At 61.7% G+C, this 13,659-nt stretch carries 18 protein-coding genes; 12 read left to right on the top strand and 6 right to left on the bottom strand.

Annotated elements, in window-relative coordinates; all coding sequences use genetic code 11:
* Positions 1-126 precede the first annotated feature (126 nt).
* The 5 genes from folE to VFL62_RS21405 all read left to right on the top strand — a co-directional run bounded on the left by folE (position 127) and on the right by VFL62_RS21405 (position 3,246).
* Positions 127-684 (top strand): GTP cyclohydrolase I FolE, encoded by a 558-nt coding sequence (gene folE / locus VFL62_RS21385; RefSeq protein WP_414644805.1) that lies wholly within the window; start codon positions 127-129, stop codon positions 682-684.
* 210 nt (positions 685-894) lie between these two features.
* Positions 895-1,437 (top strand): RNA polymerase sigma factor, encoded by a 543-nt coding sequence (locus tag VFL62_RS21390; protein ID WP_325174396.1) that lies wholly within the window; start codon positions 895-897, stop codon positions 1,435-1,437.
* Positions 1,434-2,090 (top strand): ChrR family anti-sigma-E factor, encoded by a 657-nt coding sequence (locus VFL62_RS21395; RefSeq protein WP_325174380.1) that lies wholly within the window; start codon positions 1,434-1,436, stop codon positions 2,088-2,090. Before VFL62_RS21390 ends, VFL62_RS21395 begins: the two co-directional genes overlap by 4 nt.
* A gap of 66 nt (positions 2,091-2,156) precedes the next feature.
* Positions 2,157-2,741, top strand: a complete 585-nt coding sequence (locus VFL62_RS21400) for an RNA polymerase sigma factor (protein ID WP_325174381.1) — start codon at positions 2,157-2,159, stop codon at positions 2,739-2,741.
* Between the two features lie 22 nt (positions 2,742-2,763).
* Positions 2,764-3,246, top strand: coding sequence for a response regulator (locus VFL62_RS21405; protein WP_325174382.1), 483 nt, complete (start codon positions 2,764-2,766; stop codon positions 3,244-3,246).
* Here the strand turns inward: VFL62_RS21405 and VFL62_RS21410 are convergent.
* From VFL62_RS21410 to nthA, 6 genes are all read right to left on the bottom strand, one after another.
* Positions 3,172-3,651 carry a TspO/MBR family protein gene (locus tag VFL62_RS21410; protein ID WP_325174383.1) on the bottom strand — a complete coding sequence of 160 codons (480 nt, stop codon included), beginning with the start codon at positions 3,649-3,651 and terminating at the stop codon, positions 3,172-3,174. The two genes, VFL62_RS21405 and VFL62_RS21410, sit on opposite strands and share 75 nt — an antisense overlap.
* Positions 3,652-3,673: 22 nt before the next feature.
* Positions 3,674-4,075 (bottom strand): DUF2177 family protein, encoded by a 402-nt coding sequence (locus VFL62_RS21415; protein WP_325174384.1) that lies wholly within the window; start codon positions 4,073-4,075, stop codon positions 3,674-3,676.
* 415 nt (positions 4,076-4,490) lie between these two features.
* Positions 4,491-5,330, bottom strand: coding sequence for a nucleoside triphosphate pyrophosphohydrolase (gene mazG / locus VFL62_RS21420; RefSeq protein ID WP_325174385.1), 840 nt, complete (start codon positions 5,328-5,330; stop codon positions 4,491-4,493).
* Between the two features lie 118 nt (positions 5,331-5,448).
* Complete coding sequence (locus VFL62_RS21425) at positions 5,449-5,835, bottom strand: nitrile hydratase accessory protein (RefSeq protein WP_325174386.1); 387 nt, start codon at positions 5,833-5,835, stop codon at positions 5,449-5,451.
* Positions 5,832-6,491 carry a nitrile hydratase subunit beta gene (gene nthB, locus VFL62_RS21430; protein WP_325174387.1) on the bottom strand — a complete coding sequence of 220 codons (660 nt, stop codon included), beginning with the start codon at positions 6,489-6,491 and terminating at the stop codon, positions 5,832-5,834. Before nthB ends, VFL62_RS21425 begins: the two co-directional genes overlap by 4 nt.
* Positions 6,488-7,123: a nitrile hydratase subunit alpha gene (nthA, locus tag VFL62_RS21435; RefSeq protein WP_325174388.1), complete on the bottom strand. Its 636-nt coding sequence runs from the start codon at positions 7,121-7,123 to the stop codon at positions 6,488-6,490. The genes nthB and nthA overlap by 4 nt, the downstream gene beginning before the upstream one ends.
* 184 nt (positions 7,124-7,307) lie before the next feature.
* Between nthA and VFL62_RS21440 the strand changes: the two genes are divergently transcribed.
* From VFL62_RS21440 to VFL62_RS21470, 7 genes are all read left to right on the top strand, one after another.
* A complete protein-coding gene (locus VFL62_RS21440) occupies positions 7,308-8,285 on the top strand; it encodes an amidohydrolase family protein (RefSeq protein ID WP_325174389.1) in 978 nt (325 codons plus the stop codon).
* 67 nt (positions 8,286-8,352) lie between these two features.
* Positions 8,353-9,702 carry an MFS transporter gene (locus VFL62_RS21445; protein WP_325174390.1) on the top strand — a complete coding sequence of 450 codons (1,350 nt, stop codon included), beginning with the start codon at positions 8,353-8,355 and terminating at the stop codon, positions 9,700-9,702.
* A 21-nt stretch (positions 9,703-9,723) separates the two neighbouring features.
* Complete coding sequence (locus VFL62_RS21450) at positions 9,724-10,137, top strand: DoxX family protein (RefSeq protein ID WP_325174391.1); 414 nt, start codon at positions 9,724-9,726, stop codon at positions 10,135-10,137.
* A 22-nt stretch (positions 10,138-10,159) separates the two neighbouring features.
* On the top strand, positions 10,160-10,882 hold the full coding sequence (pxpA, locus tag VFL62_RS21455; RefSeq protein ID WP_325174392.1) for a 5-oxoprolinase subunit PxpA: 723 nt from the start codon (positions 10,160-10,162) through the stop codon (positions 10,880-10,882).
* Between the two features lie 35 nt (positions 10,883-10,917).
* Positions 10,918-11,724, top strand: coding sequence for an enoyl-CoA hydratase/isomerase family protein (locus VFL62_RS21460; protein WP_325174393.1), 807 nt, complete (start codon positions 10,918-10,920; stop codon positions 11,722-11,724).
* Positions 11,725-11,736: 12 nt separating this feature from the next.
* Complete coding sequence (locus tag VFL62_RS21465; protein ID WP_325174394.1) at positions 11,737-12,546, top strand: N-acyl homoserine lactonase family protein; 810 nt, start codon at positions 11,737-11,739, stop codon at positions 12,544-12,546.
* A gap of 278 nt (positions 12,547-12,824) precedes the next feature.
* A partial coding sequence (locus VFL62_RS21470) for a TRAP transporter substrate-binding protein (RefSeq protein WP_325174395.1) occupies positions 12,825-13,659 on the top strand: 835 nt, incomplete at its 3' end.

Raw genomic sequence — 13,659 nt, forward strand, 5'->3', positions numbered from 1 at the left:
TTAATTTTCCGGTCCGGGTGATCCAGGCGTGCGTCGGTACCGTTACGTTCCTTTTGAGGACCTACGGTGCATCAACTATCAGAGAAATTCCCGCTTCGCGGCGGACGGCCCGTCTCTCAGGAAGAGATCGAGAAAGCGGTACAGACTATCCTGTCTTGGATTGGTGACGACCCATCGCGGGAGGGGCTGCGCGAGACGCCCGCGCGTGTTGCCCAAGCCTTCAAGAGCTATTTTTCCGGTTACGGGCAAGAGCCCGAAGCATTTCTGGAGAAGACGTTCGAGGAGACTGCGGGATATGACGAAATGGTCCTCTTGAGGAAAATCCCGTTCCAAAGTCATTGCGAGCATCACATGGCGCCGATCAATGGCCACGCCTGGGTGGGGTATGTGCCGCGTGAGCGCGTCGTCGGCATTTCCAAGCTCGCCCGGGTCGTCGAGGCCTACGCCAACCGCCTGCAAATTCAGGAACGGCTGACGGCAGAAATCGCTGGTGCCATCGATCGCGTGCTCGAGCCGCGGGGCGTGGCGGTGCTGATCAAGGCATCGCACCAGTGCATCAGCGGCCGCGGGGTTAAAAAGCCTGGCGTGGACCTGGTTACGACGCAGATGCTCGGGTGCTTCCGCAGCGAAGCTGACCGCCGTCAGGAGTTTCTGGCGATAGTGAGTGCGGATGGGCCGGACTGAGCCCGGTTCCCCCAAAGGCGGTGCAAATAAAGCCAGCCAAAGTGATCCAGTGAGACATCCCGAACGTTCAGGCTGCAAGTCTCCACTTGTCGAGGCCCCATGACCGCTGCTACCCGGATTTCGAGGCTGCCATTGCGTCCAAGTAGCGGATTACGCCGCGGGCGGCCGGCGTGGCGGCCCGCGGAAATATGCAGGGGGTTGAAGGCAAAGGTGGATTGGGCTGATCTGATCGGGCGTGTCGCCTCGAGCGGCGATCGCGAAGCGTTCAAGAGCCTGTTCGAACATTTCGCGCCGCGCATCAAGGGATTCATGCAGAAGCTCGGCTGCAGCGGCGACGAGGCGGAGGAGATCGCCCAGAACACATTGGTCAGTGTCTGGCGAAAAGCGAGCCAGTTCGATTCGTCCAGTTCGGGAGCTGCGGCCTGGATATTCACCATCGCCCGTAACCAGCGGATAGACCTGTTGAGGCGCAAGGCCCGGGGTGGCCTGTCAGGCGATGATCTGTTGTCGGAAACTCCTGATCCAGCGGATTCTCCAGAATTACTCCTGTCGCGCGTCGAAGATAGCGTTCGGGTGAAAACAGCCGTCGGACGCCTGTCGGCAGAACAATCCAGGGTCATTCGTCTGTCGTTTATTGAGGAGCGGCCACATGCGGAAATTGCGAACCAACTTGGCATTCCGCTCGGTACCGTGAAGTCGCGGATCAGGCTGGCGATGAACCGATTAAGAGAAATCTTGGACGAAGAGCAATGACCATCACCCATCATCCGCCGGAAGATCTTCTGGCCGACTTCGCCATCGGCTCGCTGGAAGAGGCCGAACATCTCGTGGTCGGGGTTCACGTTGCAGGGTGTGCGCGATGCAGCCGTTTCGTGAAAGCTATCGAACAACTGGCAGGCGCGGCGATTGAGGATGCTTTGCCGGAGCCGATGCCGCCTGACGCCTTCGATCGAGTGATGGCCCGCATCCATGAAGGGCAGGCCGCCAAGCGCGTGTCTGTCGCGACACCAGCTGAAAAAGATGCTACAGCCGTTGCGGACCTTCCAGAGCCGCTCCGCCGCTATGCGCTCGGAAAGCGCAGGCGGGTTGCTCCTGGGGTCAGCGTCCAGCCGATCGAGCTTTCGGCAATGGGCAAGGCGCGCGCCTTCTTGTTGGAATCCGGACCGGGTACGCGGATGCTCGAGCATACCCATACCGGCGTCGAGCTGACCTGTGTGCTCAGGGGCAGCTTCAGTCACGAGGGAGGCCGTTATGGCCCCGGGGACTTCGACTATGGCGACGATGATGTCGACCACCGTCCGATCGTCGGAGATGAAGGCCCGTGCCTCTGCCTGGTCGCCATGACCGGTGATCTGAAGATGCATGGATTCCTTGGTCGCCTCATCAGCCCCTTTGTGCGGCTATAGCTCCGCCCGCAAGTGATCCAGGCCGTCTCTCCGCGCGTTTAGGCAGTGAACGCAACGGAGAGACAGATGAGCAGCTCAAGGCCCGCGGTTGGGGACTTCAAAGAACGACCGGCCGAGCTCCTGGCGCGTGCGGCACTCAAGGATGGACGCGCTTTCGCACAGCTGCACACGCTGACGCAAAACAAGTTGCGAAAAACCGCGCTTTCGGCCGGCGCCTCTCCAACCGACGTCGACGATATTCTGCAGGAAGCCTACATGAAGATATGGCGGCATGCCGGAAGCTTTGACGCCAATCGCGCCTCTGCCATTACCTGGATGTGTACGATCGTCCGAAACACGGCGATCGATGCCGTCCGGGCCCGGAAGCTCCCGACATCGGAGCTTGAAGAGGCGCTTTCCATTCCGATAGCGTCCGATGCGCTGGACGGAGACGAGTTCGACTACGCCTGTGCCGCGCCGATGGCGGCCACCGCACTGGAGCGTTTGCCCGAGGACCGCCGCAAACTCATCGCTCTCGCTTACATCGACGGCGAAAGCCGTGCCAGCCTGTCACGGCGCTTCGGTGTTCCGGTTGGAACCATCAAGACCTGGCTTCGCCGGACAATCGCGGTGTTGCGCAGCGACTGTCTCGCGGCGGGGGCGAATATCTAGTTCATCGCAGCGGGAGTGCCGGGTGAGTTTTCGCGTGCTGATCGTTGAGGATGATCTGCTTGTGCGAATGCCGATCGAGGAGGCTCTTGACCAGGCCGGCATCGAATGGGCGGCCACGGCAAACGCCGAACAGGCAGAAGCGCTGCTGGCAAAGGATGGTACGAAATATCACGCTCTGCTCACCGATATTGAGCTCGGCGGCCGGATCGACGGCTGGGAGCTTGCCAGACGTGCACGGAGGATCAATCCGGAGCTTGCCGTGATCTACATGTCCGGCGCCCATGCGCATTTGTGGGCTCTGCATGGTGTGTCGGGCAGCCTTCTTTTCAACAAGCCTACTGCTTTGGAGTCGATCGTCAGCGCTCTGCATCGCTGGCAAAGCCAACCAGGATGCGGATCCAACAGCCAAGAGCTGGGCAAGCCGCGAATTCTAGTTGAGCAGGAAGATGGCCGCATTCAGGGCGAGTGCAAATCCAAGCCAGGCGGCGTAAGGGACAAACAATAAGGCCGCGGACCGGTCCCCGAACCACTGGGATCGGACGAACGCCAGGACCGAGACAAGCAGCGCGAAGATCACGACCATCGCCAAACCGATGCGGTGAAGTGAAAAGAACAGGGGGGACCAGGCAAAATTCAGCACCATCTGCACGCTCCACAGCTTCGCTGCGGTACCTCGCACGTTGCTGTGGAACGCCCGAAACCCGGCTTCGGCGATCAGGAAGTAGAGAACGGTCCAGGCCGGCGCAAAAATCCAATTCGGTGGCGTAAACGACGGTTTGTTCAACTCGGCATACCATGCACCGGGAATATTGAGTGCGCCGATCAGAAGTCCCGCGCATGGCACAACGACCAGGAAAGCAGCGCGGCGACGCCACTTTGCAGATTGCCAGCTCGCTGCCGGTATTCGCACGGCGTCAATCTCGCGATCGAATTCAGGATCCCAGCCGCTGGGCGACGAGATAGCCGACCAACGTGCTGAGGCCTGCGACAAACGAGCCCCAGCAAACGTCGATAGCGGTCAATGTGGTTGACCAATTCCTGAGTGTCGCCTGGTTGGTCAGATCGTAGGTCGCGTAGGTGAAGCAGCCCAGGAGCATGCCGGAAGCAAGGGCGCGAAGCGCGCTGCCGTCCTGACATGCCGGCAAGACGCCGAAGCCGAGCAATCCGAGAGGGTATATGGCGTAGAACACGCCAGCAGCAGACAGGTTGGGTTCGGATCGCAGAATGTCGCCCAGAACCGGCTGATACAGTCGTCCAGCCATCGTACTCAGCCACACCGCGTCGATCGCCAGAAACGCGATCGCGATCGACAGATAAGTGACCAACAGATTCATCGGATACTCCCGGATGAGCGCGAGCACGCTTCGGCTTCAATGGATATTCAACGTGTCCGGGTGCTCGGTGGATCACAAAGCCCGCCATGCCGCGCGAGCCTAACCGGTATGTTCGACGCGGGAGGCGACATGATGAAACCAAGCCGAGTTTGACCGTATCTGCGCTGGTGGCCCTTGTGGGGTCCCATCCGCCGGTGGCCGCCAAGCCCTGCCGTGACTTCTCACACGCGGCAGGGCTTTTTCCCGGGCTGTTGCCGATTGCAGCGGGACCATGGGGCTCAGCAGTACGCCGGATACAGTTCAGGGCAGGCGGCGCGCAAGGCCTGGGTTTGGCCGGCAGGCGGTCTCACAACGAGCTTCCGCGCAGGCAACGGTCTCAGCGCCGCGCGTAAGCATCTGGGATGCTGGCTAGAGATCACTTGCCTGGGACGACAGGGCGTCCTTTTTCCTTCCGCTTTGCCTCGTTCCACAGCGCATCCATTTCGGCAAGCGAGGCGGCCTCAAGCGAATGGCCCTTTGACGCCAGCGCGCGCTCGATATAGGCAAAACGCCGCTCGAACTTGGCGTTGGCGCCGCGCAGCGCAGTTTCCGGATCGGCATCGATGTGGCGCGCGAGGTTGACCAGCGCGAACATGAGATCACCGGTCTCCGCCGCGAGCTCAACCTTGTCGCCGTCATCGAGCGCAGCCTCGATCTCGTCGGCTTCCTCGCGGATCTTCTGCAACACCGCGCGCGGGTCGTTCCAGTCAAATCCCACCGTGGAGGCCTTGCGCTGCAAGGCCATCGCGCGTGTCAGCGCCGGCTGACCGGCCTTGACGCTCGAAAGCAAGGAAGCGGGGGTCTCATCAGTTGGACGGCGCGCGGCGCGCTCGGCCTTCTCTTCGGCCTTGATGCGTTCCCATTGGCTCTTGACGCCGGCAGGTGCGATGTTGCCGTCCTTGTCGGCGAAGACGTGCGGATGCCGACGGATCATCTTGCGGCAGATCACCTCCACCACATCGCCGAAATCGAAGGCGTTCTGCTCTTCGGCCATGCGCGCGTGATAGACCACCTGCAGCAGGAGGTCGCCGAGTTCCTCCTTGAGGTCGTCGAGATCGTGGCGCGCGATGGCGTCGGCGACCTCATAGGCCTCCTCGACGGTGTAAGGCGCGATGGTCTCGAAATTCTGCTCGAGATCCCAGGGGCAACCCGTCACGGGTGTTCGCAGTTGCGCCATGATCTCGATCAGGCGGGAAATGTCGCGGGAAGGGGTCATGGCGCACCGGAGCAAAAAACAGCTTCGGCCTGTATGCCGCAAGAAGGCCAGGCGTCACAGAGGAACCGGATCACAATGCGCGATTTCCACGGGAAGCATAGGCTCGGCGATCAATTGCTCAAGCTTGAGGCGGAAAATCTTCCGGCTTCAGCTCAATCGGCTTGCCATGGGGCGTGCGGTCGGCGGCGTGATCCCAGGCGTCGCGGTAGCGATGCAAGGTTGCGGTCGTGGTCACGCCTTTTGCCGCCACCATTTTTTCCAGCGTCGCGAGCCAATGCCGGTAATAGGTGGTGCCCGTATCGGGATCTCCGCCGGCCTGGGCACACTTGATTTCATCGGCGAGTGCTGCCGCCCATTCCTTCCAGGTGAACAGGCCGCGATCGTATAGCGAGAGCGCCATCGCAAAGGCCTGCGCTTCCCAGGGTTCGCGAAACACCGGCCCGTCTTCGTCGCGCGGCAGATTCGGGAGAGCGTGGGTTGCCCGCGCTATAGCGGCTTTACTCATGCCGGCTCCAGATAGGGTTCGAACGCATCAATCGAGACCTTGACGGTGGGGTCAGTGTCCGGTCCCCACAACTCGACGCCATCGAATACGACGTTGTAGAGCCACTGCGGGTTTTCGCCCAAATCCAGCGAGGCCGAATCCGGAAAAACCTGGCAACCAAGAACGCGCTCGACCACGCCGACGTGGCCGCGGGTGTAACGGGGAAGGCGTGTGTGGGTTGCCGGATGCATGTTGCGGGCGCGCACGCGATCGCCAACCTTGAATTTCGCCGAACCCTGCGGCTTGCGCTCGAACGATCCGCGCGTCATCACGCGCTCGACGTCAGCCACCCGGAATTTGCCGCGCTTGAGCGGTTTGGCAGCCGTTTCCGCGTGTCCGTCCGAAAGCTCCGCCGTCGTCACGAATCCCTTCGCCACCAGATTGTCTTCCAGGCCCAAGAGCCATTTCCGATAATAGGAACTGGCGAGATAGACGGCCGGTGGCAAGCTCTCCCGATAGAAGCGCGACATATCGATGTTGAAGGCGCCGGCCGCGCCCATCGCGCGTACCATGGCCATGACGCGGCCTTCCCATTTCTGGTGAAAGGTCGGCTCGTTGGCTTCGGGTTCGACCCTGCCGAACCCGTCCATGCCGCCCATGTCGTGAACGCCGTTCATGAAGGCGCTCCCGGCGCTTTCGGAAAGCCGGTGCCGATCATGGAATCGCGCGTCACCAGTTCGGCCAATTGCTCTTCGCTCCAACCCTCGGTGCCTTTGGGCCGCATCGGCAGCACCAGGAAGCGAGTCTCGGCGGTCGAGTCCCATACCCTGATCTCGGTTTCCTTCGGCAGGCTCACGCCGAAATCGGCGAGCACGCCGCGCGGGTCCTTCACCGCGCGCGAACGATAGGGCGAGGCCTTGTACCAGACCGGCGGAAGTCCGAGCATTTCCCAGGGGTAGCAGGAGCACAGCGTGCACACGACCATGTTGTGTCGCTGCGGCGTGTTCTCGACCGCGACCAGGTGATCGCCGGTGCGGCCGACATGGCCGAGCGTGCCGACCGCCTTGCTCGCATCCTCCAGCAAGGCCTTCTTGAACGCCGGATCGACCCAGGCCTTGGCGACTACCCGCGCGCCATTATGCGGGCCGATTTTCGTCTCGTAGGCCTGGACGATGGCGTCGAGCGCCGCCGGTTCGACATAGCCTTTTTCGGTCAGGATGGTCTCGAGCGCGCGGACGCGCAGCTCCGTCTCCGAGAGTTCCGAGTGGTCGTCGTGATGATGATGGTGGTGGTGATCGGGCTCGGTCATGGACAGCAATTCGGCCGGTGGGTGAGGGAACCGTCATTGTCGGCTGCCGCCTTCCGCCGGTCAAGATTGACAGCCGTGGCCAAAAGCGCTCGCGTCAGGCACGGAGATTTGAACTTGCCAAAATGGACAGTGTACTGTCTAAATGGCCGATAGAAGCGAACAAAGGGTAGGGAGACGCGCAGCGATGCAGGGAAAAGTAGCGCTCGAAGAGCACTTTGCGATCCCGGAAACCCTTCAGGACAGCGCCGGCTTTGCGCCGGAAGCCGACTGGCCGGAATTGAAGGGACGGCTGCTCGACATTCAGGATCGTCGTTTGCGGGAAATGGACGCGCACGGCATCGAGATGATGCTGCTGTCGCTCAATGCTCCCGCCGTACAAGCGATCGCGAATGCCGACAAGGCAGAGGAAATCGCGCGCCGGTCGAACGATTTCATGGCCGAGCAGATCGCGCGCCAGCCGAGGCGTTTTGCCGGGCTTGCCGCGCTGCCGATGCAGACGCCTGAGCTTGCGACCCGCGAACTCATCCGCTGCGTGAAGGACCTCGGCTTTTGCGGCGCGCTGGTCAACGGCTTCAGCCAGGTGGCCGACAGTCCCTCCGGCGTCTATTACGACATCAAGGCATATTGGCCGTTCTGGGCCGAGGTCGAGCGGCTGGATGTGCCGTTCTATCTGCATCCGCGCAATCCGCTGCCGAAGGATGCCGCGATCTATGAAGGTCACCGCTGGCTGCTCGGACCGTCCTGGGCCTTCGGACAGGAAACCGCAGTCCACGCGCTGCGGCTGATGGGCTCAGGATTGTTTGATGCGCATCCACGGCTCAATATCGTGCTCGGTCATATGGGCGAGGGGTTGCCTTACTCGATGTGGCGAATCGATAACCACAACAAGTGGATGCGGGTGCAGAACAACTATCCTGCCAAGCGCCAGATCGGCGAGTACTTCCGCGAGAATTTTTACATCACGACGTCGGGAAATTTCCGCACCCAGACGCTGATCGATGCCATGCTCGAAATCGGTTCTGACCGAATCCTGTTTTCGACCGATTGGCCGTTCGAGAATATCGACCACGCCTCCGACTGGTTCGACGCGGCGCCGATTGCCGAGATTGACCGTCAGAAGATCGGCCGCGACAATGCGAGGACGCTGTTCAAGCTGAAATAGCGCGGCCCCGATAGCCTGCCGAAAGAGCAGGGGCGGCAAGACAACAAAGGATATGGGGAGGAATTGCATGAGTTCGGCAAGCGAAGTCGATGTCCATGAGGAACTGGCGGGCGCCGCCGTCACGCCGCTGCACAAGACCCTCGGCATCCTCGTCACGCTGATCACGCTGTTCGACGGTTACGATACCTTCAATCCCGCTTACGTCATCCAATATGTCAGGCAGCCGTGGGGCCTGTTGCCAAGCCAGGCTGGATTTCTGGTCTCTTCCGGTCTGATCGGTTTTCTGTTCGGCGCAATGGGGCACGGCATGATCGCCGACCGCTACGGCCGTCGCAACACGCTGCTGGCGGGCTTGTGGATCGTCAATGTCCTGACGCTCCTCACCGCGTTGTTCGCGACCAGTTTTGCAAGTTTCTGCAGCTTGCGCTTTCTCACCGGCCTTGGCCTCGGTGTCCTCCTTCCGCTCGGTACCACCTTCATCAATGAACTGGCGCCGCCGCGGGTCAGCAACGCGTTCTCGCTGTGGGGCGTGACGTTCGGCTGGTCGCTGGGTGGGGTGTTTGCCGGATTGGTCGGCGTTTTCCTGACGCCGACCCATGGCTGGCAAATTCTCTACTTTGTCGGTGCGCTATCGATCCCGCTGACGCTCGTGGTGCATGCGGTGCTGCCGGAAAGCCCGAAGTTCCTGGCCGCCCGTGGCCGCTTTGACGAATTGCGCGCGCTGATGGCGCGGCTGCGCCCGGAACGGAGCGCAATCTACGCCAATGCGACCTTCCGCACCTCCGACCAGACGACGAAAAACACGATCGCCGCGCTTCTGTCCCCGCGCTACCGTCGCGTCTCGTTGACAATCTGGTTCACGGCGTTCCTGACGCTGTTTGCGATCTTCGGCCTGGTCGGGTGGATTCCGACCGTGATGATCCAGCGCGGGGAGTCCTTCGCATCAGGCTTCAGCTACGGCGCATTGATGCAGGCCACCTCGTTCATCGGCGGTCTGACGCTTGCGATGCTTGCCGACCGTGGCTTTGCACCGACGCCGCGCCTGCTCGGTCTATGGTGGATCGTCGGCGGCATCGCCGTGGGTGCGCTGGTCTTCGTCAACAGCCACGCGTTCAATTTCGCAGTCGTCGCCGTTGCCGGCTTCTGCGTGATCGGTGCCCAGCATGTGCTCAACAACTTCACGGCCAACGCCTACGAGACCGGCTTTCGCGCCAGCGGGGTCGGCATGGAGCTCGGGGTAGGGCGCGTCGGCGGCATCCTTGGGCCGTTCGTCATCGGGTTTCTGCAGCAAATGACGGGCGGACAGGACGCGGTGTTCTGGGCCATTGGGGGCGCGGCGGTGGTCGCGGCACTGGTGATTGGCTCGCTCGCGGTTCCGAGCAAGGTAACTCAGGCCAGCGCAGCACCGGCGGAATAGTCTCAACCATTGGGGGAAAGAATGTCAGGTTCGGATATGACGCCGTTGCAGGACAAGGTGCTACTGGCCGCACGGTTATCGGTGGTGCCGCTGTTTCTCTACAGCGGCATCGGAAAGATCATGGCCTTCGAAGTCACGGCGGGACGTTTGCCGGGCGGCGCGGGCGGTTTCGGCAGCGTACTGGCGGCTTGCGCCGTCCTGATCGAGCTCGGTGGTTCGCTCGCGTTTATCCTGGGCGTCTATACGCGCTGCGTGGCACTCGCGTTCATCGTGTTCACGATCATTGCAACGTTGTTGTTCCACAATTTCTGGGCGTCGCCGCCGGCGGCGGTGGTGCCGCAGACCATCAACTTCCTCAAGAACCTCGGGCTGATCGGCCTGTTCGCCATGATCGCCGCCTTCGGTCCTGGAGCTTATGCACTTCGGAAGAGGTAACGTTTGCCCGGGAGAGCAGGGCGTGACGACGATCAATTGCGATATGGGCGAGGCTTTCGGCCTCTATCTTATGGGTGATGACGAGGCGTTGATGCCGCTGATTTCGGTGGCCAATGTGGCCTGCGGCTTCCATGCCTCCGACTTCAACCACATGCGCAAGACGGTCCGGCTCGCCAAGGCCCACCGCGTCGAGGTCGGCGCGCATCCGTCATTGCCTGATCTCCAGGGTTTTGGCCGGCGCGAAATGAAGATGCCGCGCGAGGAGCTCGCCAATTGCATCATCTACCAGGTCGGGGCGCTCAAGGGTTTTCTCGAGGCCGAGGGCATGGCGCTGAACCACCTCAAGCCGCACGGCTCGCTCTATGGCATGGCGGCGCGGGAGGAGGCGGTTGCGCACGCGATCTGCGACGCCGCCGATGTGTTCCATGTCCCGATCATGGGGATGATCGGCACATGCCACGAGACCGTCTATAGCGCGCGCGGCCACGGCCTGATCGCCGAGTTCTATGCGGACCTGGATTACGGCGATGATGGGCGCCTGATCATCACGCGTGAGCATCAGGCTGTCGATCCGGCGCGCACCGCGGCGCGGTGCCGGCGCGCGATTGCCGAAGGCAAGACCGAGAGCATTAACGGCAAGGACGTCGTTGTGCGTGCGGACTCCATCTGCGTGCACTCCGACACGCCGAACGCGGTTGACGTTGCCCGCGCCGTTCGTGATGCAATAGACGCGGGCCGCGGCTAACCGGCGAGCGATCGAACGGTGGACGAGGAGGGATGATGACCAGCTTTGTGACCATCGAAAAGGGCCTTGGCCCCGAGGGCCGCATCGCCGTGGTGAAGTTCGACCGTGGCGATGGCATCAATGCGCTTTCGCCCGAAGCCATGCGACAACTAACCCAAGCGGCACGCAGCTTCGAGGACGACGCCGAAACCTCTGTGGTGGTTCTGACCGGCGCGCCGACGGCCTTCAGCGCCGGCTTCGATCTCAAGGATCCCGAGGGGCGCCAGCGCAAGTCGATGGACATCGGCTCGCTGCGCCGACACCTGAAGCTCGGTCCCCGGCTCGCCCGCGCCTGGCAGGAGATGGACCAGATCACCATCGCCGCCATCGAAGGCTTTTGCATCGGCGGCGGTGTCGCGCTCGCCGTCGCGCTCGACTTCCGCATCATGAGCCGGGCCGCCCATATCCGCATCCCCGAAATCGGGCTCGGGATGAACATGAGCTGGCAAAGCATTCCGCGCCTGCTGCACCTGATGGGCCCGGCACGCACCAAACAGGCCGTGATCCTGGCCGACCAGCGCATCACGGCTGCGGAGGCCCACGCCTGGCGGCTGGTGGAGGAGGTGGCCGAGGCGGGTACGGCCCTCGATACGGCCATGGCGCTCGCGACCAAATTCGCAAGCCAGCCCCCGATCTCGGCCGCGATGACCAAGCTCACCATCAACCGCCTGACCTATGCGCTCGACGATCTCACGAGCCACATGGACATCGATCAGTTTGCGCTCGCGAGTCTGACCGAGGATCACAAGGAGGGCGTGGCGGCGTTTCTGGACGGGCGCAAGCCGCGCTTCACGGGGCGTTGACGGAGATGTCCAATGCGCATCCATGCGATCCAGACCGGTACCGTCAGAGTTAAAACCGCCCAGGTCCAGGGCCGGCGCCACGGGTTGATTGACGTTTTCCTTGACCCCAATTGGACGGACTGGGTCCCGACATATGCTTGGGCAATCGAGCATCCGGATGGCGTCATTATCGTGGACAGTGGCCAGGGAACCCATCTCCTGGAGCATTCGCGCGAGCTCAATCCCTATGTGAGATGGGAGGTTGCTTTCCAGATCCAGCGTGAGCAGGAGATCGGACCGCAGTTGAGGTCGTTGGGCATCGGTCTGCGCGACATCAAAAAAGTCGTCCTGACGCATCTGCATATGGACCACGATGGCGGCCTCGCGCATTTCCCGGATAGCGAAATCCTTGTGCCTGCGGGCGAACTGGCCAAGGCGCGGGGATGGCTCGGCCGGCTGCGCGGATATCTTCCGCATCGCTGGCCAACCTGGTTCGATCCGAAGCCGGTCGATCTGCCAACCGAACCGTTCGGGCCGTTCACGCACAGCCAGCGCCTGACGAAGGAGGGCGATATTGTCGCCGTGGCGACACCGGGTCATACGCCGGACCACATATCGGTCGTGGTTCAGGATGGCGATGCCGCGATCTTTCTAGCCGGCGACGCCTCCTACAATCAGGCGCTGATGCTTTCGGGCACCGTCGATGGTGTGAGCGCCGACCGCAAGGTCGCCAAGGCCACGCTTGCTGCGATCAAGCGCTTCACGCAAAGCCGTCCGACGATCTATCTACCAACCCATGACCCGGAATCGGGGACGCGACTCGCGCAGCGGCAGTACGCCTGACCGGTTGGATGGGAGATGCCAATCCATGGCCCCGTATCCATGATTCGCATAAGGTATATTATGGAATATTTTATTCCTACGAGATTTCACACAGTTGTATCTAAATTCTCAGCTTCCAGCGGACTTGAAGGTCGATTGTGGCGCCGTCTGAGGCCGCAGAACGCGCGGCGAAATGCATGTGAACACCCGCTTGGTATTTCCTGCGAAAGCAGGCAAAAAGCGGCTCAGCGTGCTTCGTCTGGAAGCCGAAGAAGAAAAGAGATTTGGGAGACGACAAGATGGGCTTTTCGCGACGTTCGCTATTGAAGACCACGGCCGCGTCGGCGGTGCTGAGCGGCCTGGGTGCGCCTTGGGTGGCGCGAGCCCAGCAGGCTGAATTCTCCTACAAGTTCGCCAACAACCTACCCGACACGCATCCGCTCAATATCCGGGCCCGGGAAATGGCGGCCGCGATCAAGACCGAAACCAATGGCAAGTTTGATCTGCAGATCTTCCCCAACAACCAGCTCGGCGCCGATACGGACGTTTTGAGCCAGCTTCGGTCCGGCGGCGTCGAGTTCTTCACGATGTCCGGCCTGATTCTGGCGACACTGGTGCCGGCGGCCTCAATCAACGGCATGGGCTTCGCGTTCCCGGATTATCCGACGGTCTGGAAGGCCATGGACGGCGATCTTGGGGCGTACGTCCGCAAGGAAGTCGCCAAGGCCAACATCGTTGCATTCGAGAAGATTTGGGATAACGGCTTCCGCCAGACCACGTCATCGACCAAGCCGATCACGGGGCCGGGCGACTATAAAGGCTTCAAGATCCGTGTACCGGTCTCACCGCTCTGGACCTCGATGTTCAAGGCGTTCGATGCGGCCCCCGCCTCGATCAATTTTAACGAAGTTTATTCGGCGCTGCAGACCAAGATCGTTGAGGGTCAGGAAAACCCGCTGGCGCTGATTTCGACCGCCAAGCTCTACGAAGTCCAGAAGTACTGCTCGCTGACCAATCATATGTGGGACGGTTATTGGTTCCTGGCCAATCGCCGCGCCCTGGACGCGCTGCCGCCCGACATCCGCACGATCGTCGAGAAGAACGTTAATGCTGCCGCGTTGAAGGCCCGCGTCG

It is taken from the genome of Bradyrhizobium sp., assembly GCF_035701725.1.
GTDB lineage: Bacteria > Pseudomonadota > Alphaproteobacteria > Rhizobiales > Xanthobacteraceae > Bradyrhizobium.

What these genes read in the sequence shown, in the direction of transcription:
- VFL62_RS21440 (WP_325174389.1), top strand. Translation starts at nt 7,308, where the DNA reads ATGCAGGGAAAAGTAGCGCTCGAAGAGCACTTTGCGATCCCGGAAACC.
- nthA (WP_325174388.1), bottom strand. Translation starts at nt 7,123, where the DNA reads ATGACCGAGCCCGATCACCACCACCATCATCATCACGACGACCACTCG.
- mazG (WP_325174385.1), bottom strand. Translation starts at nt 5,330, where the DNA reads ATGACCCCTTCCCGCGACATTTCCCGCCTGATCGAGATCATGGCGCAA.
- VFL62_RS21425 (WP_325174386.1), bottom strand. Translation starts at nt 5,835, where the DNA reads ATGAGTAAAGCCGCTATAGCGCGGGCAACCCACGCTCTCCCGAATCTG.
- VFL62_RS21415 (WP_325174384.1), bottom strand. Translation starts at nt 4,075, where the DNA reads ATGAATCTGTTGGTCACTTATCTGTCGATCGCGATCGCGTTTCTGGCG.
- VFL62_RS21395 (WP_325174380.1), top strand. Translation starts at nt 1,434, where the DNA reads ATGACCATCACCCATCATCCGCCGGAAGATCTTCTGGCCGACTTCGCC.
- VFL62_RS21400 (WP_325174381.1), top strand. Translation starts at nt 2,157, where the DNA reads ATGAGCAGCTCAAGGCCCGCGGTTGGGGACTTCAAAGAACGACCGGCC.
- VFL62_RS21460 (WP_325174393.1), top strand. Translation starts at nt 10,918, where the DNA reads ATGACCAGCTTTGTGACCATCGAAAAGGGCCTTGGCCCCGAGGGCCGC.
- nthB (WP_325174387.1), bottom strand. Translation starts at nt 6,491, where the DNA reads ATGAACGGCGTTCACGACATGGGCGGCATGGACGGGTTCGGCAGGGTC.
- VFL62_RS21465 (WP_325174394.1), top strand. Translation starts at nt 11,737, where the DNA reads ATGCGCATCCATGCGATCCAGACCGGTACCGTCAGAGTTAAAACCGCC.
- VFL62_RS21445 (WP_325174390.1), top strand. Translation starts at nt 8,353, where the DNA reads ATGAGTTCGGCAAGCGAAGTCGATGTCCATGAGGAACTGGCGGGCGCC.
- VFL62_RS21450 (WP_325174391.1), top strand. Translation starts at nt 9,724, where the DNA reads ATGTCAGGTTCGGATATGACGCCGTTGCAGGACAAGGTGCTACTGGCC.